Genomic DNA, 21881 nt, shown 5'->3' on the forward strand with positions numbered 1-21881 from the left:
GGGCGCATGATCGTCAGACTCGGCGAGGAGCGCGACTTTCCCGGCTTTCTGGCCCTGGCCGCCGAGGTGGAGCACTGGTTCGGCCCGATGGTCGACGAGCGCGGCTTCCACGACGCCGTGCGCGCCCACATCCGCCGTTCCCTGGCGCTCGTGGCCGTCGCCTCCGACACCGGACCACCGCTGGGCGGCCTGCTGTTCGGCGTCGAGGGGGCGACCCACCACGTGCACTGGCTCGTCGTCTCCGAGGGGGCGCGCGGGGCGGGGGCGGGGCGCGCGCTCATGGCGGACGCGACCCGGCGCTGGGTGCGCGGCCCCGGCACGCTGGAGGTGGTCACCTTCGGCACCGACCACCCGGGGGCCGTCGCCAGCGGGGCGCGGGCCTTCTACACACGGCTGGGGTTCACACCGGCCGAGCACGCGGCTCCCGGCCCCGAGGGCGGCTCCCGGCAGGTCTTCCGGCGGAACGTGGACTGAGCCGGCCGGGTCGCGGGTGCCGGAGATCCCGTGCGACGCGCGCTCTCCGGCGGCGGCGGAGGCCGGCGGAGCGACGCCGGAGCGCCCGCCCGACGCGGGCGGCGCGGGTCAGCGGGCCAGGCCGGTGCGCCAGGCCCAGGCGGCGACGCCGACCCGGTTCCGGGCGCCGACCTTCCGCTGGGCGCTTGCCACATGGGTCTTCACGGTGCCCGGCGAGATCAGCAACTCGGCGGCGATCTCCGCGTTGGTGCACCCCTGGGCCACCAACCCGGCCACCTCCGCCTCCCGTTCGGTCAGCGCGGCCCGCGCCGTGGCGGGCGCGGGGGAGGCGGTCAGGCCGCGCAGCAGGCGGACGGTGATCGACGGCGAGACCAGCGCCTCGCCCGACATCGCCGCCCGGATCGCCTCGACCAGCAGGGTCGGCCCCGACCGCTTCAGCAGATAGCCGGCCGCCCCGTCACGCAGCGCCGGATAGACGTACTCGTCGAGGTCGAAGGTCGTCACCACGATGACCCGGGTCTCCGGAACGGCGCCTGGCCCGTCGCCGGCCAACTGCCGGACCACCTCCAGGCCGTCCGGTCCGGGCATCCGGACATCGGCCAACAGGATGTCGGGGCGCAGCAGTCGGGCGGTCGCCAACGCCCCGGCGCCGTCGGCGGCCTCCCCGACCACGCACAGGTCGGGCTGCGCGTCGAGGACCAGCCGGAAGCCGTGCCGGATGGCCGCCTGATCGTCCGCGATCACGATGCGCGTCGTCACGTCGGCCATGCTGCCACGAATCTCGCCGTGACCCGCCAGCCCCTCGGGACGCGGGCCGCCGCGGTCAGCGTGCCGTCCAACGCGCCGACCTGCCGGGCCAGTTCGGCCAGCCCCGTGCCGCCACCCGCCCGTGGGCGGCCGGCGGCGTCCCCGGCCGCGCCCTTGCCGCCCGCCCCGTCGTCGGTGACGCTGATCTCCAGCTCGGCGCCCCGCCGCCGGGCCACCACGCGCACCCGGCCGACGTGTCGCGCGTGCCGCCGGACGTTGGTCAGCGCCTCCAGCACCACGCGGTAGGCGGCGCCGGAGACGGCGACCGACAGGCCCGGCGCGCGGGTCGCCGGGTCCTGCTCCAGCACCACCTCGGCGTCGTCGGCCGTGTGGAACCGCGCCACCAGCGCGGCCAGCTCCGCCAGCCCCGCCTCGAACGGCGGGGCACCGGCCGGCGCCCCGCCGTCCGCCGCGCCGAGCAGCAGCACCGCGTGGTCCAGCGAGGCCAGTGCCCGCTGCCCGGCTTCCTCGACCTCCGCCAACGCGGCCAGCGCCGCCCGGGGATCGCGCTCGCCCACCACCCCGCCGGCCTGTGCCCGTACCAACATGCCGCTCACCTCGTGGGCCACGAAGTCGTGGAGATGCCGCGCGAGCGCCAGCCGTTGGGCCCGCCTGGCCTCCGCCACCGCCAGCTCCCGGTGGCGGTCCAGCCGCCGCAGCGCCGCGCCCCCCGCCGCCGCCGCGAGCCCGGCCAGCGCCCAGCCGGCGCAGAGCACCGCCAACTCGCCCGCCGGCGAGGGCGGTTCCATCCGCAGCCCGAGCCGCGTCGGCAGCGCGCCGAGGGCCAGCAGCAGCCCGCCCGCCGCGGGCACCGCCCAACGAGCCGGCTCGGCCCGGACGACCAGCGTCAGCAGCGCCAACAGCCCAGCCGTCTCGACCAGCCACCACACCCCGGCCCGGTTCGGCGACGACCCGCCGTAGCCGAGCGTCGCCCCCGCCGAGAGGGCGACCACCGCCGCCACGGCCAGCCGCCCGGCCGGCACCCCCGCCGGCCGGCGGCCGGACAGGGCCGGCCACAGCAGCGCGGCGCCGACCGCCAGCGCCGCCGGCAGCGTGATCGACCAGCCCACGGCGCGGACGTCGTGCCCGGCCCAGCCCGCCACACCGCAGACAAGGGCAGGACCGACCCACGCGTGCCACCTCATCCGCCCAGCCTAGGGCCGCAGTTCCCCGCCTCTGCCGAAAGGGGGAGGCTCCCCCGCCGGCCGGGCGCCGTCTCCGCCGAAACGCCGATGTGCCGCCGCCCGCGCCCGGGACAGGCTGGCGGTATGCCGAAGAGACCGTTCCCGAACCCGTTCCGCTCCTGGCCTCGGCGGCGCCGGACCACCGGCGGCCTGCTGGCCGTGGCCCTGCTCGGCACCGGGGTGGCCGCCGGAGTGAGCGCCCACGGCTCGTCGCAGGCGCCGGACCGCCCCCGTCTGCTGGCGGACACCGACCGCGACGGCCGGCCGACCCACCGAGACGAGGCCGGCAAGGGTGAGTGGCACGACGACCGGGGTGCCCTCGTGCTGCCCAACATCGACGACGACGCCGGGCGCTGCCCGACGCTCGCCCCCGACGGCCAGCGCCTGACCGACGAGCGCCTCGCCGCCTGCCACGACGGGACGGACGACGTGGTCGCCGGCGTCGAGGACGCCGCCGACCTGGCCCCGCTCCGGCTGGCGGGCGGCGCCGACCCCGGCCCGGCCGCCCGCGCGACGCTCAGTCTGGACGAGGCGTCGGCCCGGCACGCCGGGCTCTTTCTGCGCGGCACCGGCCCCGACGGCGAACCGACCCACACACCGTTCCCGGACGGCGGCGAGCTGACGCGGGAACAGCTGGTGGACGGGGCGGACTTCGCCCTGGAGGTGCGCGACATCGTGCGCGACCCCGAGCGGTGGGACGGGTTCGTGGACGTCACGTTGACCATCGACGACCGGGGCGAGACCTATCGGGACCGGGTGCGCCTGCGGGTGGCGCCGCTGCTGCTCACCCACGACCTGCTGCCGGTGGAACGGATGCTGGTCTCGGACAACGGCACCACTCCCGAACAGGTGGAGCGCGAGGGTTACGACCCCGGGACACCCGCCGAGCCCCGCCTGCCCGGCGAGGCGGAGTTCCGCGCCGGGCTCGCCGAGGGTCTGGCCGAGGCCGGGGTCGACGATCGGCTGCTCGACTACCCCACGGGCGGCGACCAGTGGACGCGCGACCAGTTCATCACGGGCTACGCCATGGCGCCGGGGCCCGACGGGGAGCCACGACGGCTGAGCGTCCTCCTCCGCTCGGCCGACGTGATGCCGGAGGGCAGCAGCTCCGACTTCCCGCTGCGGGACGGCGGCCGGACGGCGTTCACCGTCTTCCGCGGCGCGGACACCGCCGTGCTCCAGGAGTTCACCGCCGACCGGGTGGGGGACGACGAGCACAGCGCGCTGTGGGGCTCGTTCAGCTCCACCGGCAACTTCCTGGTCGCCCCGCCCTACCGGACAGCCGCCGCGGACTTTCCGACCGGCCGGGTGCTCTACGGCTCGGACGGCGGACTCGCCGCCCCGGACCCGGCGTTCACGGGGCTGCTCGCGGCCCAGGGCGAGCAGGACCCGCTGGCCGTGGACACCAGCTGGCTGGGCGTGGGACACATCGATGAGTTCCTGTCCTTCGTGCCCGCCGACAACGAGCGGGGCTGGGCCGCGCTGGTCGCCGACCCCGACTGGGGCCTGCGCCTGCTCGCCGAGGTGGCGGAGGCGGGCGGCGGCGACCAGCCGCTGGTCCGCGACGTGGATCCGGAGCTGACGCCCTACCCCGGGCTGACCGTGGCCGCCGCCCTGGAACACCCCCAGCTGCGGGCCGGCACCGAGCTGGCGTCCGCCGGCGTGGACGCGGCGCTCGCGGTGCTGACCGAGGAACTGGCCCTCACCGACGAGGACATCGTCCGGGTCCCGGCCCTCTTCGAGAGCCTGGAGATCCCGGACTACCCACGGCAGGGCGTCGTCGCCAACCACCTGCCGGCGGTGGCCAACGGCGTCCAGCCGGGCACCGAGGTCTTCCTGGCACCCGACACGCACGCCCCGCTCGACGCCTCGGGCGCGGACGTCTTCCAGCGCGCCACCGAGGAGTCCCTCGCCCGGGTGGGTGTCCGGGTCGCCTGGGTCGAGGACTGGGAGTACGCGCACGGCGTGGGCACGGTCGGCGGCGAACTCCACTGCGTCACCAACGCGTTCCGTGACCTGACCGCCGTCGAGCCGTGGTGGCGCGAGAGAGCGCGGTGATCCCGGGCCGCCAGACGTGTCCCGGCGCCCGCTCAGGGCGTCGGGCCGGGGCGTGGACAGGGGCCGCGCCCCGGCCCCGCGGGCCCGTTGCGCACAGCTGGGGTTCGCACCGGCCGGGGAGGCGGCTCCCGGACCCGGGGCGGCTTTTCGGCGGGTCTTCCTGCGGGTCTTCCGGCGGAACGCGGACTGAGCCGGCCGCGTGAGCCGGAGCGCACGGGGAAGCTCTCCCCGTGCGCCGTCGCTCCCGCGTCGCCCTATAGCGCTCCGCTCCCTTCGCACTCGCGACGCTGGCGATGGAGCCCTGCGCGTGCACGCTAACCTGGGCGGGCTCGACGGCAACTCGACGCCGGAGAGCGACCCTTGCACGTTCGCAAACATGGGAGAAGAGAGTATGCGTGTTCCGCGGAGTGCCGCGCCGTCGGCGGGCGGCACCGGTGGGCGGCGGCGGTCCTTCCGGGCGGCCCGTGGGGCGGCCCTGGCGACCACCGCCCCCCTCGTGTTCCTCGCGGGCTGCTCCACGAGCGAGGGGGCGGAGGCGGCCGAGGACCCCGCGCCGTCCTGCACCCCGGGGGACTCCCCGCTCTCCGTCGGGGACGACGCCCCGCCGCGGGACGCGCTGCGCCTGCCCGAGCCGAGTGGGCCGCTCTCCGTCGGCACCACCCAACTGGCGCTCACCGACGAGGACCGACCCGACCCGCTCGCCCCGTCGCCGTCGCCCCGCGAGGTGCTCGTCCAGGTCTGGTACCCGACCGGGGCGACCGTCGACTCCCCGGGGTGTGAGGTCACCCGCTACACCGCCGGGACCACGGCGGCGGCGAACGAGGAGATGTACCTCTACCCCGAGGGTTCGCTCGACACGGTGCGGTCTCCCGCCCTGCTGGACGCCCCGGTCGCCGAGGCCGACTCGGCGGAAGGCCACCCCGTGGTGGTCTACTCCCACGGCCTCTACGGCTCCCTGGGCGACAACACCGCGGTCGCGCTCCAACTGGCCAGCGAGGGCTATGTCGTGATCGGTGTGGGCACCACCCACGAGTCCCCCGCCGTGGAGTTCCCCGACGGCCGCGTGGTGGGCACGAGCGAGCAGGCCACGCGGATGCTCAACGAGGACGACGTCACCCCGCTGATCGGGCTGCGCGCGGAGGACACCTCCCTGGTCCTCGACCGGCTCGCCGCGGGTGAGGACTTCCCCTCGGAACTGGTCGCCGCCGTGGACACGGAGACGGTGGGCGTCTTCGGCCACTCGGCCGGCGGGGCCGCGGCGTTGCAGGTGGCCCACGAACGGGACGAGGTCGCCGCCGCGGTGAACCTGGACGGCTTCGCCCGCCAGCCCGACGCCGACGCCGGCCTGGACGCGCCATGGCTCATCGTCGCCAGCGAGGGGCACACCGCCGAGACCGAGCCGAGCTGGCCGCCGTTCTTCGAGGTCTCGGCCGAGGGCCGGGTGGTGGAGATCGCGGGCGCCGGGCACCTGGCCGTGAGCGACGTCGGCAGCGACGGCTGGATCGACGGGATGGGCCTCGCCGAGACCATGCCGCCCGAGGCGTTCGCCCTCAACTACGGTGACCTCGCGCCGGGGACGATGCGCGTGCTGGCCGAGGGGGTCACCGCCTTCTTCGACACGCACCTCAGGGGCGGGGCGGGGGGCAGCGACAGCTTCGAGGAGTCGCTGGAGAACGCCCCCGAGATCGTGGCGTCGATCACCCCCTCCCGCTAGGCCCTGTCCCGGGGGCGTGCGGGCGCCCCCACCGAGGCCGGCCTCTGCGGCCGGCCCGCCGACTCCGCGGGGCGGCCGCGCGGTCAGCGGCCGCCGGGGGCGGGGGAGTGCCCCCGGATCCCGTCCAGCAGGTACCGGGTGCGGCGGTCGTAGTCGTCCCGTCCCGGCCGCTCGCCGTGCCGGAGGGCGAGGGCGTTGTCGACGACGAGCGCCTGGAGGTCGCCCGCCGTGAACTCCGGCCGCAGCGCGCCGGATGCCCGTGCCGCCGCGACGAACTCCTCGTTGGCCTCGCCGCCGACCCGGCAGATCTCCATGAGCCCCGGTGAATCCGGATACGTCCGCAACAGGACGTCGTTGAAGGCGGGCTGCCGGTACTGGAGGTCGCGGAGCGCGGTGAGGTAGTGGGTGATCCGCTCGCCGGCGTCGTCGATGGTCCGCGAGCGGTCGATGACGGCGGACAGCTCGCTCGCCACGACCTCCTCGATGACGGCCTCGATGAGGCCGATCCGCCCGCCGAACCGGTTGAAGACGGTGGCCTTGCTCACCCCGGCCGCCCTGGCGACCTCCTCCAGCGGCACCGTCAGACCCTGCCCCTGGAAGGCGCCGATCGCGGCGGCGCGGATCTGCTCCGCGTTGCGCCGGGCGTCGGCGCGCAGCCCGGGTCCCGAAGGCGTCGCACCGGCCATGGCCCTCACCTGCCTCCTTCTCGTGCGGACCGTGCGGACCGTGCGGACCGTAGGGACCGCTCCGACCGCTCCGACCGCTCCGACCGCTCCGACCGCGGGCATCGCATCACACGCGGGCGGGACTTGACTCGCCGAGTCAGTTACCTACGGTCGCAGACGGAAGAGAAACTGACCGGAGTGGTCAACTTATGGCCGGCCCACGGTCACGGTGGACGCCGTGAACGGCCGGAAAACGCCGTGGGCGCTCAGGAAGGGTGAGGAAATGATCGTTGTCACCGGCGCCACCGGTGGGCTGGGCGGCGCCACCGTCGCGCACCTCCTGCGGCGCGTGCCCGCCGACCGGATCGGGGTCAGCGTCCGCGACGCCGCCGCGGCGCGTCACCTCGCCGACCGTGGCGTGCGCGTGCGGCAGGGCTCCTACGAGGACCCGGCCGCGTTGCGTGACTCCTTCGCCGGCGCCGAACAGGTCCTCCTGGTGTCCGGCAACGACCCGGCCGCCGACCTGGTCGCCCTGCACCGGAACGCCGTCGGGGCCGCGGTCGAGGCCGGCGTCCGACGGATCGTCTACACGAGCCAGCAGGGCGCCGTCCCGGGCAACCCGTACCCGCCGTCGGACATCCACCGCGCCACCGAGGCGGTCCTCGACGACTCCGGCGTCGCCTGGACCGCGCTGCGCAACGGCGCCTACGGCCCGCTCGACCAGGTCCTCGGCCCGTGGCGGCGGACCGGCGTGATCGCCCAGCCGGCGGACGGCCCCGTGCCGTACACCGACCGGGACGACATCGCCGAGGCCACGGCGGTCGTACTCGCCGGCGACCGCGCCTTCGACGGCCCCGTGACCCTCACCGCGCCGACCGCCGTCACCCTCGAAGAACTCGCCGGCATCGCCTCCGGGCTCACCGGCGCCGCCGTCAGGCGCGTCGTCGTGGACGACGCGCGGTGGGTCGCCGACCAGGTCGCGAGCGGTGTGCCGGAGCGAATGGCCCGGCTCCTGCTGACCTGGTACCAGGCCGCCCGCACCGGCCACTTCGCCGAGGCCGGCCCGCTGCTGGGCGAACTCCTGGGGCGCGAGCCCCGCACCGCCGCCGACCGGCTCGCGGCCCGCCGAACCGCCTGAGGCCGGGGCCGCCGGCTGAGCGCCCGGTCGCCGGTCCGCTCACGCCCCGAAGGACGCGCGGCGGGCACGGGCCGGACCACCGCTCGCCCCGCTCGGCGTCCGCGCCCGGAACGTGCGGCGGTAGGTGTCCGGCGGAACCCCCACCGTGCGCTGGAAGTGGCGGCGCAACGTGGTCGCCGTTCCCATGCCGGTGGCCGTCGCGATGGCGTCCACCGTGTCGCCCGTGGTCTCCAGCAACTCCTGCGCCCGGCGTATCCGTTGGGTCAGCAGCCACCTCAGCGGCGTCGTCCCCGTCGCGGCGCGGAAGTGGCGCCCGAGGTGGCGCGCGCTCATGCCCGCGCGCCGGGCCAGGTCCTCCACGGTCAACGGCTGGTCCAGCCGCCCCATCACCCACGGGAAGAGCCCCTCCAGCGGTGGTGCGTCGGCGCCGGCAGCGGCGTCGTCACGAACTGGGCCTGCCCGCCGTCCCGTTGCGGCGGGACCACCAGCCGGCGGGCGAGCGTGTTGGCGACCGCGGAGCCGTGGTCGAGACGGACCAGATGCAGGCACAGGTCCATCGCGGCGGCCTTGCCCGCCGAGGTCAGCACCGTTCCGTTGTCCACGTACAGCACGCCCGGGTCGACCGTGACCCGGGGATGGCGCGCCGCCAGCACGGCGGCGTGCGCCCAGTGCGTGGTCGCCCGCCGCCCGTCCAGCAGGCCGGCCGCCGCCAGCACGAACGCGCCCGTGCACAGCGAGGCCACCCGCGCCCCCGCCTCGTGGGCGGTCCGTACCGCGTCGACCAGGGCGGCCGGCGGCTCCCGCGCGGCGTCCGCCCACCCGGGCACGATCACCGTGTCCGCCTCCGCCAACGCCTCCGCCAACGCCTCCAGCCCCCGGTCCGGCTCCATCAGGAACCTGGCCCCGCACGTGACCGTCGAGACGGACGCGTGGACGGTGTGAGCGCTCGCCCCGCGCTGACCGGAGCGATGGGCCGCCCCCACCGGTTTCTCACCGCCGTGGAGAGGGACGCCGCGAGCGACCCGAGGGCGACCCGGAGGAGTGCGAGGGGTGCGAGGGGTGCTCCGGCGAGTGCGCGGAGGGAAGCCGGCCGGGCGAGAAGTGGCTCTTCCGGCCCTCCTCGGCCGGCCGCGCCAGGCGGCGGGCGCACCAGCACCCGGGGTTCCGTCCGGCCGGACGGAACCCCGGGTGCGGAGGGACGGTTCGAGGAGCCTCGGCCAGCCGCGGGTGCGGTGTCAGGGGCCGACGTGGGGGGCGCGCGCGGCGGACGAGCCGTCGCGGACGAGCTCGCCCGTGAGGTTGCCGTTGGCTCCCGAGCCGAGGAACAGGACCAGCTTGGCGACGTCGTCCGCGTCGGAGAGACGACGGGTGGGCGTGCCGGCGGCGAGCCGCTCGACGATCGCCTGGGGGATGGGCGGTCGGCTGTCGGTCAACGTGAAGCCGGGGGCCACCACGTTGACGAGTATTCCGTCGCGACCGGCCTCCCAGGCGAGGCCGCGGGCGAGGCCGTGGAGACCCGACTTGGCCGTGCCGTACGGTCCTGGGCCGGGCACGCCCTCCTCGGCGACGCCCGAGGAGATCAGCACGATCCGGCCCCAGCCGCGCGAGCGCATGTCCGGCAGGACCGCCCGGACCTGGGCGGCGGCGCCGATCAGGTTGGCGCCGATCATGGCCTGCCACTCCTCAAGCGACACGTCCTCGAAGCGGATGCTCGGGTCCGGCGGACCGTCGCCGCCCCAGCGCACGGCGTTGGCGACGAGCACGTCGACCCCGCCCCAGGCTTCGACGACCGAGGTCACGGCCTCCTCGATGGTCGGCAGATCCTCCAGGTCGAGCCGGACGGCGAGGGCCCGTCCGCCGGCGGCCTCGATCTCGGAGACGACCTTCTCGGCCTTCTCCCGACTGCCGCGGTAGGTGAGGGCGACGCGGGCGCCCTCCTGCCCGTAGGCGCGGGCGGTCGCGGCGCCGATACCGGTCGACGCGCCGGTGACCAGGACCACGCGGTCCCTGAGTGCGGTGTCCATCGTGCGGGATGTCCTCTCGTGTAGTGGTGGGAAGGGGTTCGCGGCGGCGAGGCCGGGCTCCGCCCCGCGGAACGGTTCAGCTCGCCCGGGCCCCGGCCGGTACGCCGGCGGCCAGCGCCTCGACCGCCCGCAGGGCGGTGGCCCGGGACGCCTCGTGGGCATCGCGGAACTCCTTCAGGAACGGCATGACCGGGGCATGGGTGAGCTCCGTGTGCACGAACTCCACGTCCTCCAGGCCGAGTGCCGAGAAGTAGGCACGCAGATAGGGCTCCTGGAAGTCGAACGGCTGCCGGGGAGTGCCGGGGCCGTAGGCGCCGCCGCGGGCGCTGAGGATCACCGCGGACTTCCCCGCGAGCGGCAGCCAGGGCAGGGTCACCCGGTCGATCCACGCCTTGAGGGCCGCGGGGACGGAGAAGTTGTACATGGGCGTCCCGATGAGCAGGACGTCGGCCGCGAGGAGCTGGACGACGAGGGGGCGGGTCGCCGCCCAAGCCTCGGCCAGTTCCGGCGCGGCCGCCACCTCGTCCATGGCGGCGAGGTCCCGCACGCCGTTCAGGGAGGACCGGGTCGCCAGCCTCACCCGGGCCTCGTCGAGGGGGGCGACCGGCTCCGCCAGCAGGTCCCGATAGGTGTGGGTGCCTTCCGGATGGGCGGCCTCCCAGTGTGTGACGAAGGCCGCGCCGAGCTCCCGCGAGAACGAGTCGGTGCGGGCGCTGGCATCCAGGTGCAGCAGATGCGCCACAGCCATTCCCTCCCAGGCAAGATGATCTGATGTCGAGAACAGGCTAACCCAAGATAATCTCGAATCAAGACGATTTTGAAGCGTTGCTAGTCTGCTGGTATGTCCCTCACCCCCACCGGCGACCGGGCGTCGGCCGGCCGGCTCCACAGCGATCTGCACTGGCTGTTCGCCCGGCTCAAGCAGGGCCTCGCTACGGCGGAGGCGTCGGTCGTGCGCGAGCACGGGATGAGCCTGTGGGGCTACACGGTCCTGATGGCCGTCGTCGAGGCCCCCGTGCGGAGCCAGCTCTCGCTGGCCCAGGCCGTCTCGGTCGACAAGAGCAAACTCGTCCTGGTCCTCGACGAACTGGAGGCGGCCGGGCTGGTCCGCCGCCGTCCGGACCCCGCCGACCGCAGGGCCCGCATCATCGAGGTGACCGAGGAGGGCCGACGCGCCCTGGACGCCGCGCGTGCGGACGTCGAGGCGATCGAGACCAGCCTCCTCGCCGACCTGGACGCCGGCACCCAGGAGCGGCTGCGCACCGTACTGCGCGGGCTCGTCGGCGCGCCCGTGGCGCGGATCGAGGACGGACGGCAGGCCGACAACGCCTGTGCCGCGCCCCAGCACTGAAAGCCCTCCGGGCCGCGCCGCCCGAGCCCGCCGCCCGAGGCGGGGATCAGGCGCCCAGCGCGGTGACCAGGGGGAGGGGCCCGCCACGCGCGGGCCGCAGTCGTCGGAGGGACGGTGGACCACCGACCGACCGGCCGACGCGGTGCGCCGGAGCCGGAGCCGGACACGGACCGCCGCCGACGGCGACGGACGCCGCCGAGGCGTTCGGCCACGCGGTACGCGGCCTGGCCGGCTACGGCCCCCGACCGCCGCGCAGAAGGAAGACGTCCTCGTGGAACGCGAACACGGGCGGCCGCTCGCGGCCGTCCCGGGCCACGACGCGCTGGAACGCCGCCAGGACCGACGGCTCCACGGCGAGGGGATCGGCGTGGCCCAACATCCGGAGGAGCGCACGGAGGTTCCCGTCCTCCTCGGCGATCGTCCGCAGCCCGAGGCCGATCGGGCGGGTGGTGGGCCGGTACGACGCCGAGACGCGGTACCGCGTCCAGGGCACGTCCCGTTCCGCCAGCCACGCCGCGAACTCCTCGGCGTGCGCCATCCTCGGCCTCGCCTCGCCGTGCGAGACCCGCACGCCGTGGCGCAGCACATAGGAGTCGGAGCGGCGGCTGTGGAGGACGACCACGACGACGGGCGTCGGTCGGCTCCCGCGCGACCGGTCGATCAGGCCCCGCATGAGGGGCTGCCAGGGATGCAGGTAGTAGAGCACGTGGGACACCAGGACGAGCGACCTCGCCGGTGAGAGGTCCCACGCCAGCGGCGCGGCGTCGAGATGGGCCACCACCGGCACCGCCCGGTCCCCCCGCGCGCAGAGGCCGCGATGGGCCTCGACCAGCAGCCTCCGGTCGCGGTCGAGGAGTATCCAGCCGGTCGAGACCGTCAGGCGGTCGGCCAGCCGCCGGCTCAGGCGGCCGTTCCCGCAGCCGAGGTCCACCACCACGTCCCAGGCACGGGAGGGCAACCGGTCGGCGAGCACGTCGGCCACCCGGGAGGTCAACGAGGGGAAGGGGCCCGAGGACGAAAGCCCCTGACGGTAGGGGTACGCGTACTCTTCCGGCACACCGGAACCCCTACCCGCCGCGCCCGCGCCCACGCCCCCTTGTGATCACCCGCCCACGGCTGGTAGGTCTTGCCCGTTCAGCGGGTGTCGAGCCGGCAACGCGTCGACAGGTGACGAGCCGGCATCGTGCCGAGCCGAACAGGCCGAACGGAACACATCGGAAAGGCACTTCCCGAGACGGATCGGACCTCTCACCGTGACCCCAGGGCCGGGAAAGACCTGGCGCGGCCTGACCGCGTTCGCCGCCAGAAACGCCATCCCCCTCATGGCCGTTTCGCTGATCCTGACCATCCAGGCTTCGTCCCTCTTCGTGGCGGCCGTCCGCGCGTTCGCCACCAGCTACGTGGGGAGCTTCACGCAGGGCATACTCACGACGGTCGCCTTCGGTCAGATCACGACCGCGACCGTCCAGAGGGCCAGGCACAACCGGCGCATCGGGCGCATCTACGAAACCCTGAACGCGAGGGTCACACGCGGCCAGGATCTCGACTGCGAGGAACTCCGGGAGGCGTTCCTCGGCCTGCGACTGCTCGCCGAACTGCGTCGCAGCGGCTGGAGCACCCAGGTGGCCGCCACACCGTCGGAGTGCGGGGTGTTCGTGCTCGGTTACCAGTACCACGGGCACGCGATCGAGATATTCGACTTCGACTCCGCCTGCCTCACCGAGCTGGCCAGCAGGGCGGCGGAGGACCGGGGTTACCGGCAGCTGGTGCTGACACACGCGCTCTCCGCGTTCGTCCCCCACGGCGAACTCGACGCGCTGGCCTCGGAGATCGAGGCCAAGGCGGTGGTCAGGTTCCGGGTCACCTCCCGGTTCTCCGAGGCGGACGTGCGGCTGGAGCACAAGATCCGGGCGACCAGCCGGGACCGGTTGACCATCGTCAGCACCACGTCGCAGACCTCCGACTTCCTGACCGGGATCATCGCGAGAAACGGCAGGAACCTGGAGAAGGTCGAGATAGCGCACGTCTCGCCGCTCGCCGTCTCCCATCCCACGCTGCGCCGGCAGTCCGCCGGGGAAGCCCGCGTTCCCGCGGCGGTGAAGCCGGAGGGCCAGCAGATAGCGGACCCCGAGACGGACATGCTGCGCCGGGGCGTCCGGATCATCACCGGCCTCGACAAGCTCTGGAACACCCTGGAACTCCCCGCGGACACCGCCCTGTGCACGGTGGCGCTCACCCAGGCGCACCCGGGCGTGAAGATCCGCGCGCTGCGGAACCTGACGTACCTCCAGATCTTCCCCGGCCGACTCGACTACGCGGACAACCTGTACCGCTTCGGCTACGAACTGACCGACGCCCTGCTGATCGCCAGGATCAACGGGTTTCTGGACCGCTGGACGGCGGACCGGTCGGAACGGTTCCCCAGCCGCGCGGCCGTGGCCGCGCTGACCGCGCGAAGCACCAGCGAACTGGCCCGCTGGCTCCTCGCCGTCCCCGATGCCGCCCGGAAGATAGCGGACCATCGGGAGCAGTTGTTCAGCCTCCTCCCCGAACCCACCGCCAGAAACGTCGCGCAGGAGGTGCTCGACCGCTTCTCGGCGGGTCTCGCGGCCGTCGAGAACGCCGCAGTCGATCCCCCGGGAACGGGAGACAGCACGAGGGAACGAATGAACCAGCACCGACTCTTCGTCCGGCCGGCCCGTATCGACCATGCCGGTCCGAACGTCGTCATCGACAACGGGAATCGCCCGGCCCACGTGTCCGCCGGAGTCGTGGTGCGGCACGGCGACCGCGTGCTGGTGGTGAGAAAGACCAAACCCCCGAACGAGGGACGGTGGAGCATTCCGGCCGGCCACTGCGAATGGGGGGAGTCGGGCCTGCTCGCCGCCCGGCGCGAACTCCACGAGGAGGTCGGAATCGAGACGGACGCCCTCCAACTGATGTTCCGGGGAATGCTGCACGAGGGGCAGGAATGCCGTTACGGGGTCGCCGACCATCTCTGGTTCCTTTTCCGTCACACCACCCCCGAGATCCCCCGCATCCTGCTGTCCCGCTCCGAGTTGGAGGAGTACCGGTGGGTGGACAGGACGGGCCTGGACGACCTCACCGAGAAGACCCCCGCTTTCGCGCTGCTGTTGCGGAGCGTCGATGCCCTGTGAAGAACAGGTCGTCTGCGTCAGATTCCCGGGCTACGGAACGACGCGCAGGCTGGGGCGGATCGAGTCCTATTCCTCCTACGCCTACCGCGACTTCGGTATCGACCCCGACCTCTTCGGCCGCCTGCTGCACACCGTCGCCGCGCTGGCCGCCGAGGTCAGGATCGTGCTCGTCCCCAGCGGGGCCGGCGCCTACCTGCTGACCGACCTCGCCCGCAGACTGAACGTGGACCGCGAGGGCGTCGCCGACATCGGCGTTCAGGTGGTCGCGGGCCAGTCGAAGGTCATCCAGCACTGGCTCCGCCGGCACTCCGCGCACCGCTCCACCCTGGTCGACCACCCCACCGACCTGGCGGAGGCGCTGGGCGGCCACCGGGTCTGCACCCTGCTGCCCTCGCCCGACTTCGACACCACGGACTCGCTGTGGGCCGCCGCCGCACACCACTCGCGCGCCCGCGTCGCCTGCACGTTCAAGCACTTCTCCCGGCTCAACTCGCTCGGCCCCAACCTCCTCGACCTGCCCCGCCGGCTGGGCCTGCGCCAGTTGTCGACGGCCTCGCTGGGCTGGCAGGCCGCGGGGGCCCCGCCGATCATCGACGCGCAGACCGCCGACTACCTGGCGCGGAGCCGATGCGCCGTGTGGATCCTGCACACCGGCCACCCGGAGGACGTGTCCCGCGTCGTGCGGGGACTCGCGCCGAGCGGCCCCGCGAGACGTGTCGACACGGCCCGCTAGGGTCGGGTTCTCGCGGGAGAGGCCGTTCGTAGCGGCACCGGGAACGCGGGAAACGCTCCTGACGTGCGACGACTGGACGTGTCGAGGGCACGAAAGAGAAAGCGCGAAGCGGAAGGGGCCATGTCGGTTCCCTTTCTGGCCGCCCGCGGCGGCATCCGGCACACGCGCCTATGCCGCACCGCACCGCAAAGTCCGGAGGCGCGGCGGGAAAGCGTGCCGCGGCGAGACGATTAACTCAGCGCCGACGGCGGAAACAAGCGGAGGGCCACTTCGTCCGTGGCCGCACACCCAGGCAGGGTCCCCGCTGATCCGCCTTCTCGCCCAAAGGGGAAGAATTGATGGCAACGCAAGCCGCGCCGCAGAAAAAGCAGCTGACCGGACGTCGGGGCCCGGGGCGTCCGCTCTCCTGGCTGGCCACTGCCGCGATCCTGGCCACCACCGGGGTGGCGCTGTCCGGCGGGCCCGCCCAGGCCGCCCAGGGCGCCATGATCGTACCGGCCAGCGGAAGCATCACCGGCACGCCCAACGGCTACTGCGGCTCCGGCAACTCCCACGCCGGCTTCGACATCGCGGGCCCGACCGGCGCGTCCGTCGTCGCCGCCGCCGACGGGACGGTCCGGCAGTCGGACTGGGCGTCGAGCCCGGGGAACCGGGTGGTCATCGACCACGCGGGAGGCTGGGAGACCAGATACCTGCATCTGGACTCTCGCTCCGTCACCGCCGGTCAGACGATCAAGAAGGGACAGGTGCTCGGCACGATCGGCAGCACGGGCCACTCGACCGGGCCTCATCTGCACTTCCAGATCGAGCGCAACGACGTCGTCATAAGGGACGCCTCGCTGCTGGACGACTTCCGCTGCGGGACCACCGTCGCGCAGGGCAGGGCCATCAGCTACTCGTTCCCCGGCCTGCCCGCGAGCGACGCCTCGGGAACCTACCCCAAGCTGCGCGAGGGTGACCGCGGCGACGCGGTGACGCGCCTCCAGGAGCGGCTGACCGCGGCGGGACACCAGCTGGAGAACGACGGGGTGTTCGGTCCCCTGACGACCGCGGCGGTCCGGGCCTTCCAGTCGAAGATCGGCACCGAGGTCGACGGCGTGGTCGGGCCGAAGACCTGGGCCGCCCTGGAGACGGCACCGGCGCGTGGCGACAAGCTGCGCGACGGCTCGACCGGCACCGAGGTCCGGTACCTCCAGCGGGGCCTCAACGCGGCGCTGGGGCTGAGCCTTGAGGTCGACGGCAAGTTCGGGCCCGCGACGAGGGCCGCGGTGATCAGCTACCAGAGTTCGCGCGGCCTGGCCGCCGACGCGGTCGTGGGGCCGAACACCTGGAACGCGCTCAAGGGCGGGCGCTGACCGGTCGGTGACCCACAGCCGCCCGGCGGCTGTGGGTCACCGAACCACCGGTCCGGTCGGCCGCGAGCGCCCCGCCGTGTCCCGCTCCGTCGGGCCGCGGCGGGGCGCTCGTCCCGTCGGCCCCGTCATTCCCGTCGGCCCCGTCGTTCCTGTGGGGCCCGTCGGTCCTGTGGGTCCTGTGGGACGGACGGGCGTGGCGACCGCGTCCCGGCCGCCGCGCCGGCGGCCGCCGCGTCAGAAGTCGTAGTCGTCGATGTTCTCCGCGTCGAAGCGGGTCGGCGGGCCGAGGGTGATCACCCCGTCCGGCCCCACCGTGTACTCGCCCAGCTCGCCGGCCGTGAACGTCTCGCCCTCCGCGCCGGTGATGATGCCGGAGGCGACGGCCGCGCCCGCGTAGACCGCGAGCTGGCCGAGCTGGGTCGGGTCCCACAGCGCGAACTCGGTGACGGTTCCGTCGGCGATGAACTCCCGCATCTGGTTGGGGGTTCCGAGCCCGGTCAGGGCCACCTCGCCGCCGTACTCGGAGCCCTGGAGGTAGCGCGCGGCGGCGGCGATGCCGACCGTGGTGGGGGAGATGATCGCCCTGAGGTCGGGGTGGGCCTGGAGGAGACCCTGGGTCTCGCGGAAGGACTTCTCGTCCTCGTCGTCCCCGTAGGCGGTGGCGACCAGTTCGATGTCCGCGTAGTCGGGGTTCTCCGCGAGCTCGGTCTCCATGATCTCGATCCAGGCGTTCTGGTTGGTGGCGTTGGCCGTCGCGGAGAGCACGGCGATCTCGCCCTCGCCGCCGATCTGTTCGGCGGTCATCTCCAGCAGCGAGCGGCCGACCTCGTCGCCGTCGACCTGGCTGACGAAGACGTCGCGGCACTCGGGCGCCACGTCCGAGTCGAACGTCACCACGGTGGTGTCCAGACCCCGGGCCTGTTCCAGCGACGAACACAGCGCGTTGGGGTCGTTCGCGGACAACAGCAGGACGTCCGTGGCCTGTTGGCTGAGCGTGTTGACGTACGAGAGCTGGGAGGAGGCCGACGCCTCGGAGGGGCCGGTGTACTCGTAGGAGCCGCCCAGTTCCCCGGCGATCTGCTCGGCGCCCTCGCTACTGGCCTCGAAGTAGGGGTTGTTGACCGACTTCGGCAGCATCGCGACGCTCAGGTCCGACGCGTACTCGGCGTCGGGGTCGGCGGTCGCGTCGCCGGCGGGGGAGTCGTCGCGTTCCTCCTCGCTGTCCCTGGTGGTGCCGCCGCACGCGGCCAGGACGGCGAGGAGCACGCCGAGGGCCAGGGCCCTCGTCGAGGCGGTGCGGGCGCGGGTCCTCCCGCGAGGCGTGGGGTTCATGGCGTGCCATCCCTTCGTGTCGGCTCGGGTGCGGGACCCCGGGGGGCCGGGGCGGGGTGCGCGGGCTCCCGGGGCGGGGGAGCGGCCGGTGCGGCGCGGCGGGCGAGGCGTGCGCGCAGCGCGGCGGTGACGTTCGGCAGCAGCACCGAGAGGATCAGCAGGGTGCCGGTGACCACGGTCAACGCGTCGGCGGAGACCTTCGCCAGGCGGAGCGCGTTCTGGAGCGAGGTGAGCAGCACGACGCCGGCGACCACCCCGAGCAGCGTCCCCCGGCCGCCGTAGATGGAGACGCCGCCGAGCAACACGGCGGCGACGACGGTGAGTTCGAGTCCCTCGGCGTTGTCGGCGCGGGCGGTGGAGTAGCGCAGCGTCCAGTAGGCGCCGACCAGTCCGGCGACCGCGCCGGCGACCACGTAGAGCCAGAACTTGGTGCGCTCCACCGGGATCCCGGCGAACGCGGCGGCCGTGTCGTTGGCACCCATCGCGAACAGGGAGCGCCCCACCGGGGTCGCGTGCAGGACCAGGGCGAAGACCGTCACCAGCAGCAGGATCGGCGGCACCACGTTGGGCACCCAGCTGTCGCCGAGCGAGCCGATCGTCCAACGGGTGTACTCCCGTGCGAAGTCGGCGACGGCGGTGTCGCCCAGCAGCACATACGCCAGCCCGCGGTAGAGCGCCAGCGTGCCGATGGTGACGGCCAGCGAGGGCAGCCCGAGGACAGTGACCAGCAGTCCGTTGAACGCGCCCAACACCGCGCCGGCCAGCACCGCCAGCGGGATGATGGTCTCCAACGGCAGCCCGTTGGCCCATAGTTCACCCATCAGGGCACTGGTAAGGCCGACGGTACTGGCCACTGACAGGTCAATCTCACCACTGACCACGATCAGCGTCATGGGCAGAGCCAGCAGCAGCACCGGCGCCAGGTCGAGGATCAGAAACGTCGCGTTTCTGGTGGTGCCGAACTCCTCCACGGTGCCGGAGGCCACCACCAGGGTCAGCACGGTCAGGACGACGACCGCGGCGTCCCAGCCGGCGAGGCGGCGCGGAAGGCGGAGGGCCTCGCGCAGCGGGGCGCGGGTGGCGCGGGTCGGGGCTTCAGTGGACATCGGCGTCCCTCCTGCGGAGCGAGGCCGCCAGGCGCAGCGCGACCAGCCGGTCCAGGGCGATGGCCGCGATGATCAGCGCGCCGACGACCGCGCGTTGCCAGAACGGGTCGACGCCCAGCACCGGCAGGGCGTTGTTGATCACGGTCAGCAGCAGGGCGCCCAGCGCGGCGCCGAAGACGCTGCCGCTGCCGCCGAAGATGGCGACTCCGCCGACGACCACGGCCGCCACGATGTCCAGCTCCATTCCATAGCCGGCGGAGGCGTCGACCGTTCCGTAGCGGGCGGCGTACAGGACGCCGCCGAGCCCGGCGAGGGTGCCGGAGACGACATAGGCCCCCAGCAGCCGGGACGGGATCGGGATGCCGGCGAGCCGGGCGGCCTCCTCGTGGGAGCCGATCGCGTACAGGTCGCGGCCGGCGCGGTGGCGGCGCAGGAACTCCCCGACCGTCAGCAGCACGGCGACCGCGATCAGGAAGAGCCAGGGAATGCCGAGCACCCGTGCGGTGCCGAAGTCCAGGAAGCCGCGCGGGAGTTCGCCGGCGCTGATCCGGGAGCCGCCGGCCAGGAAGTAGACCAGTCCCCTGAAGACGTAGAGCGTGCCGAGCGTGGCCACCAGCGCCGGCACCCGGCCGTAGGCGATGACCACCCCGTTGACCGCGCCGCAGGCCGCGCCGATGCCGACGCCGACGAGGGCGGCCAGCGGAACGGGCAGCCCGGGGTGGTCGGCGAGCACGGTCGCCGTGCCGAACGCGGAGAGGCCGAGCACGGAGGCGACCGACAGGTCGATGCCGCGCCCGACCACCACCATCGTCATGCCGCACGCCAGCAGCAGGGTGAGCGCGGCCGACAGCAGGATGTCGCGGATCGACTGGGCGGAGAGAAAACGGGAGTTGGCCAGCCAGGTGGTGGTGACCAGCAGGACCAGTGCGACGACCAGGCCCAGCGCGCGGAACCGCAGCACCGCGTCCAACAGGGCGGCCCGGCCCTCCTGTTGACGTCCCCCCGGCGGCGTGGACGGGCGTGTGGTGACGGTCATGCGGGTGCCTCCTGACCGGTGGCGGCGCGGATGACGCTCTCCTCGTCGGCCGCCTCGCGGGGCAGGTCGGCGACCAGCCTGCCCTCGCGCATCACCAGCACCCGGTCGGCCATGCCAAGCACCTCGGGCAGTTCGGAGGAGATCAACAGGATCGCCACGCCGTCGGCGGCGAGTCGGGCGAGCAGCCGGTGCACCTCGGCCTTGGTGCCGATGTCGATGCCCCGGGTCGGTTCGTCGACGATCAGCACCCGGGGGGCGGTGGCCAGCCACTTGGCGAGCACCACCTTCTGCTGGTTGCCGCCGGAGAGGGTGCCGACCGGGTCGTCGAGGTCGCCGTATCGGGTGCGCAGCCGGCCGGCCCACTCGCGGGCGGCGCGGCGTTCGGCGCCGCCGACGAGGAAGCCGAAGCGGGAGAGCTGGCGGGCGCGCGGCAGCGTCGCGTTGCGCTGCACGGACGCCGCGAGCACCAGGCCCTGCTGGCGGCGGTCCTCGGGAACCAGGGCCAGGCCGGCGGCCATCGCGGCGCGCGGTCGGCCGCCCGGCAGGGTGCGACCGGCGACCGTGACCCGGCCCGCGTCGCGCCGGTCGACGCCGAAGACGGCGCGCGCCACCTCGGAGCGGCCGGCGCCGACCAGCCCGGCGAGCGCGACGATCTCCCCGGCACGCACGTGGAAGCCCACGTCCCGGAACGCGCCGGCCCTGCTCAGCCCCTCGACCTCCAACACCACGTCGCCCGGGGGGCGTTGCTCCCGTCGCCGCACGAACAGGGCGTCCGGCTCGCGGCCCACCATCTGCGCCACCAGCCGGTCGACGGAGGTCTCGGCGAGCGGCCCGGTGGAGACATGGGCGCCGTCCCGCAGCACGGTGACGCGCTGGCAGAGGGCGGTGACCTCGGCGAAGCGGTGGGAGACGAAGAGCACGGCGGTGGACTCGGCGCGCAGCGCGTTCACCACCGAGAACAACCGGTCCACCTCGGGACCCGACAGCGCGGCGGTCGGCTCGTCCATCACCAGCGCGCGGGTCTCCAGGGAGACCGCCTTGGCGATCTCCACGATCTGCTGGTCGGCGATGGACAGTCCGCGCGCGGGGCGGCGCGGGTCAAGCGGCACGCCGAGCCGCGCCAGCAGGGCGTGCGCCCGCTCGCGCATGGCGCGCTCGTCGATCCGGCCGAACCGGCCGCGTGGCTGGCGTCCGGCGAAGACGTTCTCCGCCACGCTCAGGTCGGGGAAGAGCGCCGGCTCCTGGTGGATGACGGCGACGCCGGCCGCCCTGGCGTCCTGCGGGCCCTTGAACTCGGTGCGCACGCCGTCGAGTTCGAGCACGCCGCGGTCGGGTTTCCGCACCCCGGCCAGCACTTTGATCAGGGTGGACTTGCCGGCGCCGTTCTCGCCGACGAGGGCGTGCGCCTCCCCGGCGTGCAACTCGATGTGCGCGCCGCGCAGCGCGGCGACCGCGCCGTAGCTCTTCCACACGTCGCGCAGGGCGACGACCGGCGGGGGCGGGGCGTCGCGCGGGGTTTCGTACCCGTGTTCCCCCCGGGCCGGGTGGCCCTCGGGGGTGGGGCGGGAGGCGGCCATGGACCCTCCACTCACTCGTGAATCGTTTCATGTGCGCGGCGTGGGACGACGCGCGGAGCGATCGTTGCGATGGATGGTGCGGGGGAGGCTGCGTCGGTCGTGAGGGACGGAAGCGGGTGGTACCCATGCTTCCCCCGGCGGGCCGACTCCATACCCGGCGGCCGTGGCG

18 protein-coding genes and 1 pseudogene are annotated in these 21881 nt (G+C 74.1%); 8 read left to right on the forward strand and 11 right to left on the reverse strand.

Annotated elements, in window-relative coordinates; translation table 11 throughout:
* Positions 1-6: 6 nt before the first annotated feature.
* Entirely contained in the window at positions 7-474 is a 468-nt protein-coding gene (locus CRP51_RS15980) for a GNAT family N-acetyltransferase (protein ID WP_170970572.1), read from the forward strand.
* Between the two features lie 108 nt (positions 475-582).
* On the opposite strand, the gene CRP51_RS15985 is transcribed toward CRP51_RS15980, so the two are convergent.
* Positions 583-1242, reverse strand: coding sequence for a response regulator (locus CRP51_RS15985; protein WP_097231872.1), 660 nt, complete (start codon positions 1240-1242; stop codon positions 583-585).
* Entirely contained in the window at positions 1230-2426 is a 1197-nt protein-coding gene (locus CRP51_RS15990; protein ID WP_097231873.1) for a sensor histidine kinase, read from the reverse strand. The genes CRP51_RS15985 and CRP51_RS15990 overlap by 13 nt, the downstream gene beginning before the upstream one ends.
* 123 nt (positions 2427-2549) lie before the next feature.
* Between CRP51_RS15990 and CRP51_RS15995 the strand changes: the two genes are divergently transcribed.
* Both CRP51_RS15995 and CRP51_RS28340 read left to right on the forward strand, forming a co-directional pair.
* Complete coding sequence (locus CRP51_RS15995) at positions 2550-4523, forward strand: protein-arginine deiminase family protein (RefSeq protein WP_099459315.1); 1974 nt, start codon at positions 2550-2552, stop codon at positions 4521-4523.
* Between the two features lie 391 nt (positions 4524-4914).
* Positions 4915-6237 carry an alpha/beta hydrolase family protein gene (locus CRP51_RS28340; protein ID WP_097231875.1) on the forward strand — a complete coding sequence of 441 codons (1323 nt, stop codon included), beginning with the start codon at positions 4915-4917 and terminating at the stop codon, positions 6235-6237.
* A gap of 83 nt (positions 6238-6320) precedes the next feature.
* On the opposite strand, the gene CRP51_RS16005 is transcribed toward CRP51_RS28340, so the two are convergent.
* Positions 6321-6923, reverse strand: coding sequence for a TetR/AcrR family transcriptional regulator (locus CRP51_RS16005; RefSeq protein WP_097231876.1), 603 nt, complete (start codon positions 6921-6923; stop codon positions 6321-6323).
* A gap of 262 nt (positions 6924-7185) precedes the next feature.
* Here CRP51_RS16005 and CRP51_RS16010 point away from each other — a divergent pair, with 262 nt between their 5' ends.
* The gene (locus CRP51_RS16010) at positions 7186-8040 is read left to right on the forward strand and encodes an NmrA family NAD(P)-binding protein (protein WP_097231877.1); all 855 of its coding nucleotides are present in this window, start codon (positions 7186-7188) and stop codon (positions 8038-8040) included.
* A 39-nt stretch (positions 8041-8079) separates the two neighbouring features.
* Here CRP51_RS16010 and CRP51_RS16015 read toward each other — a convergent pair.
* From CRP51_RS16015 to CRP51_RS16025, 3 genes and pseudogenes are all read right to left on the reverse strand, one after another.
* Positions 8080-8939 (reverse strand): annotated as a pseudogene (locus CRP51_RS16015) (helix-turn-helix domain-containing protein); the annotation flags it as partial.
* Between the two features lie 336 nt (positions 8940-9275).
* Positions 9276-10064 carry an SDR family NAD(P)-dependent oxidoreductase gene (locus CRP51_RS16020; protein WP_097231878.1) on the reverse strand — a complete coding sequence of 263 codons (789 nt, stop codon included), beginning with the start codon at positions 10062-10064 and terminating at the stop codon, positions 9276-9278.
* 76 nt (positions 10065-10140) lie between these two features.
* The gene (locus tag CRP51_RS16025) at positions 10141-10812 is read right to left on the reverse strand and encodes an FMN-dependent NADH-azoreductase (protein WP_212615922.1); all 672 of its coding nucleotides are present in this window, start codon (positions 10810-10812) and stop codon (positions 10141-10143) included.
* Positions 10813-10905: 93 nt separating this feature from the next.
* On the opposite strand from CRP51_RS16025, the gene CRP51_RS16030 reads away from it, so the two are divergent.
* On the forward strand, positions 10906-11415 hold the full coding sequence (locus CRP51_RS16030; RefSeq protein ID WP_097231880.1) for a MarR family winged helix-turn-helix transcriptional regulator: 510 nt from the start codon (positions 10906-10908) through the stop codon (positions 11413-11415).
* A 232-nt stretch (positions 11416-11647) separates the two neighbouring features.
* Here the strand turns inward: CRP51_RS16030 and CRP51_RS16035 are convergent, their stop codons facing one another.
* Positions 11648-12472 carry a class I SAM-dependent methyltransferase gene (locus CRP51_RS16035; RefSeq protein ID WP_141514615.1) on the reverse strand — a complete coding sequence of 275 codons (825 nt, stop codon included), beginning with the start codon at positions 12470-12472 and terminating at the stop codon, positions 11648-11650.
* Between the two features lie 265 nt (positions 12473-12737).
* Here CRP51_RS16035 and CRP51_RS16040 point away from each other — a divergent pair, with 265 nt between their 5' ends.
* The 3 genes from CRP51_RS16040 to CRP51_RS16050 all read left to right on the forward strand — a co-directional run bounded on the left by CRP51_RS16040 (position 12738) and on the right by CRP51_RS16050 (position 16661).
* Positions 12738-14573, forward strand: a complete 1836-nt coding sequence (locus tag CRP51_RS16040; RefSeq protein WP_097231882.1) for an NUDIX hydrolase — start codon at positions 12738-12740, stop codon at positions 14571-14573.
* On the forward strand, positions 14563-15306 hold the full coding sequence (locus CRP51_RS16045; protein ID WP_097231883.1) for a hypothetical protein: 744 nt from the start codon (positions 14563-14565) through the stop codon (positions 15304-15306). Before CRP51_RS16040 ends, CRP51_RS16045 begins: the two co-directional genes overlap by 11 nt.
* 338 nt (positions 15307-15644) lie before the next feature.
* Entirely contained in the window at positions 15645-16661 is a 1017-nt protein-coding gene (locus CRP51_RS16050; RefSeq protein WP_245880614.1) for a peptidoglycan-binding protein, read from the forward strand.
* Between the two features lie 234 nt (positions 16662-16895).
* Here the strand turns inward: CRP51_RS16050 and rhaS are convergent, their stop codons facing one another.
* From rhaS to CRP51_RS16070, 4 genes are read right to left on the reverse strand one after another with little or no spacing between them, the layout of a single operon-like run.
* On the reverse strand, positions 16896-17993 hold the full coding sequence (rhaS, locus tag CRP51_RS16055; RefSeq protein ID WP_097231884.1) for a rhamnose ABC transporter substrate-binding protein: 1098 nt from the start codon (positions 17991-17993) through the stop codon (positions 16896-16898).
* The gene (locus CRP51_RS16060; RefSeq protein WP_097231885.1) at positions 17990-19099 is read right to left on the reverse strand and encodes an ABC transporter permease; all 1110 of its coding nucleotides are present in this window, start codon (positions 19097-19099) and stop codon (positions 17990-17992) included. The genes rhaS and CRP51_RS16060 overlap by 4 nt, the downstream gene beginning before the upstream one ends.
* Positions 19089-20135: an ABC transporter permease gene (locus CRP51_RS16065; protein ID WP_097231886.1), complete on the reverse strand. Its 1047-nt coding sequence runs from the start codon at positions 20133-20135 to the stop codon at positions 19089-19091. Before CRP51_RS16065 ends, CRP51_RS16060 begins: the two co-directional genes overlap by 11 nt.
* Positions 20132-21712, reverse strand: a complete 1581-nt coding sequence (locus tag CRP51_RS16070) for a sugar ABC transporter ATP-binding protein (protein ID WP_097231887.1) — start codon at positions 21710-21712, stop codon at positions 20132-20134. Before CRP51_RS16070 ends, CRP51_RS16065 begins: the two co-directional genes overlap by 4 nt.
* Between the last annotated feature and the right edge of the window lie 169 nt (positions 21713-21881).

It is taken from the genome of Streptomyces zhaozhouensis (assembly GCF_900230195.1).
Taxonomy (GTDB): domain Bacteria; phylum Actinomycetota; class Actinomycetes; order Streptomycetales; family Streptomycetaceae; genus Streptomyces; species Streptomyces zhaozhouensis.

Excerpts from the sequence above, each read along its gene's own strand:
- CRP51_RS15980 (WP_170970572.1), top strand. The coding sequence starts at position 7 with ATGATCGTCAGACTCGGCGAGGAGCGCGACTTTCCCGGCTTTCTGGCC.
- CRP51_RS15985 (WP_097231872.1), bottom strand. The coding sequence starts at position 1,242 with ATGGCCGACGTGACGACGCGCATCGTGATCGCGGACGATCAGGCGGCC.
- CRP51_RS15990 (WP_097231873.1), bottom strand. The coding sequence starts at position 2,426 with ATGAGGTGGCACGCGTGGGTCGGTCCTGCCCTTGTCTGCGGTGTGGCG.
- CRP51_RS15995 (WP_099459315.1), top strand. The coding sequence starts at position 2,550 with ATGCCGAAGAGACCGTTCCCGAACCCGTTCCGCTCCTGGCCTCGGCGG.
- CRP51_RS28340 (WP_097231875.1), top strand. The coding sequence starts at position 4,915 with ATGCGTGTTCCGCGGAGTGCCGCGCCGTCGGCGGGCGGCACCGGTGGG.
- CRP51_RS16005 (WP_097231876.1), bottom strand. The coding sequence starts at position 6,923 with ATGGCCGGTGCGACGCCTTCGGGACCCGGGCTGCGCGCCGACGCCCGG.
- CRP51_RS16010 (WP_097231877.1), top strand. The coding sequence starts at position 7,186 with ATGATCGTTGTCACCGGCGCCACCGGTGGGCTGGGCGGCGCCACCGTC.
- CRP51_RS16020 (WP_097231878.1), bottom strand. The coding sequence starts at position 10,064 with ATGGACACCGCACTCAGGGACCGCGTGGTCCTGGTCACCGGCGCGTCG.
- CRP51_RS16025 (WP_212615922.1), bottom strand. The coding sequence starts at position 10,812 with ATGGCTGTGGCGCATCTGCTGCACCTGGATGCCAGCGCCCGCACCGAC.
- CRP51_RS16030 (WP_097231880.1), top strand. The coding sequence starts at position 10,906 with ATGTCCCTCACCCCCACCGGCGACCGGGCGTCGGCCGGCCGGCTCCAC.
- CRP51_RS16040 (WP_097231882.1), top strand. The coding sequence starts at position 12,738 with ATGGCCGTTTCGCTGATCCTGACCATCCAGGCTTCGTCCCTCTTCGTG.
- CRP51_RS16045 (WP_097231883.1), top strand. The coding sequence starts at position 14,563 with ATGCCCTGTGAAGAACAGGTCGTCTGCGTCAGATTCCCGGGCTACGGA.
- CRP51_RS16050 (WP_245880614.1), top strand. The coding sequence starts at position 15,645 with ATGGCAACGCAAGCCGCGCCGCAGAAAAAGCAGCTGACCGGACGTCGG.
- rhaS (WP_097231884.1), bottom strand. The coding sequence starts at position 17,993 with ATGAACCCCACGCCTCGCGGGAGGACCCGCGCCCGCACCGCCTCGACG.
- CRP51_RS16060 (WP_097231885.1), bottom strand. The coding sequence starts at position 19,099 with ATGTCCACTGAAGCCCCGACCCGCGCCACCCGCGCCCCGCTGCGCGAG.
- CRP51_RS16065 (WP_097231886.1), bottom strand. The coding sequence starts at position 20,135 with ATGACCGTCACCACACGCCCGTCCACGCCGCCGGGGGGACGTCAACAG.
- CRP51_RS16070 (WP_097231887.1), bottom strand. The coding sequence starts at position 21,712 with ATGGCCGCCTCCCGCCCCACCCCCGAGGGCCACCCGGCCCGGGGGGAA.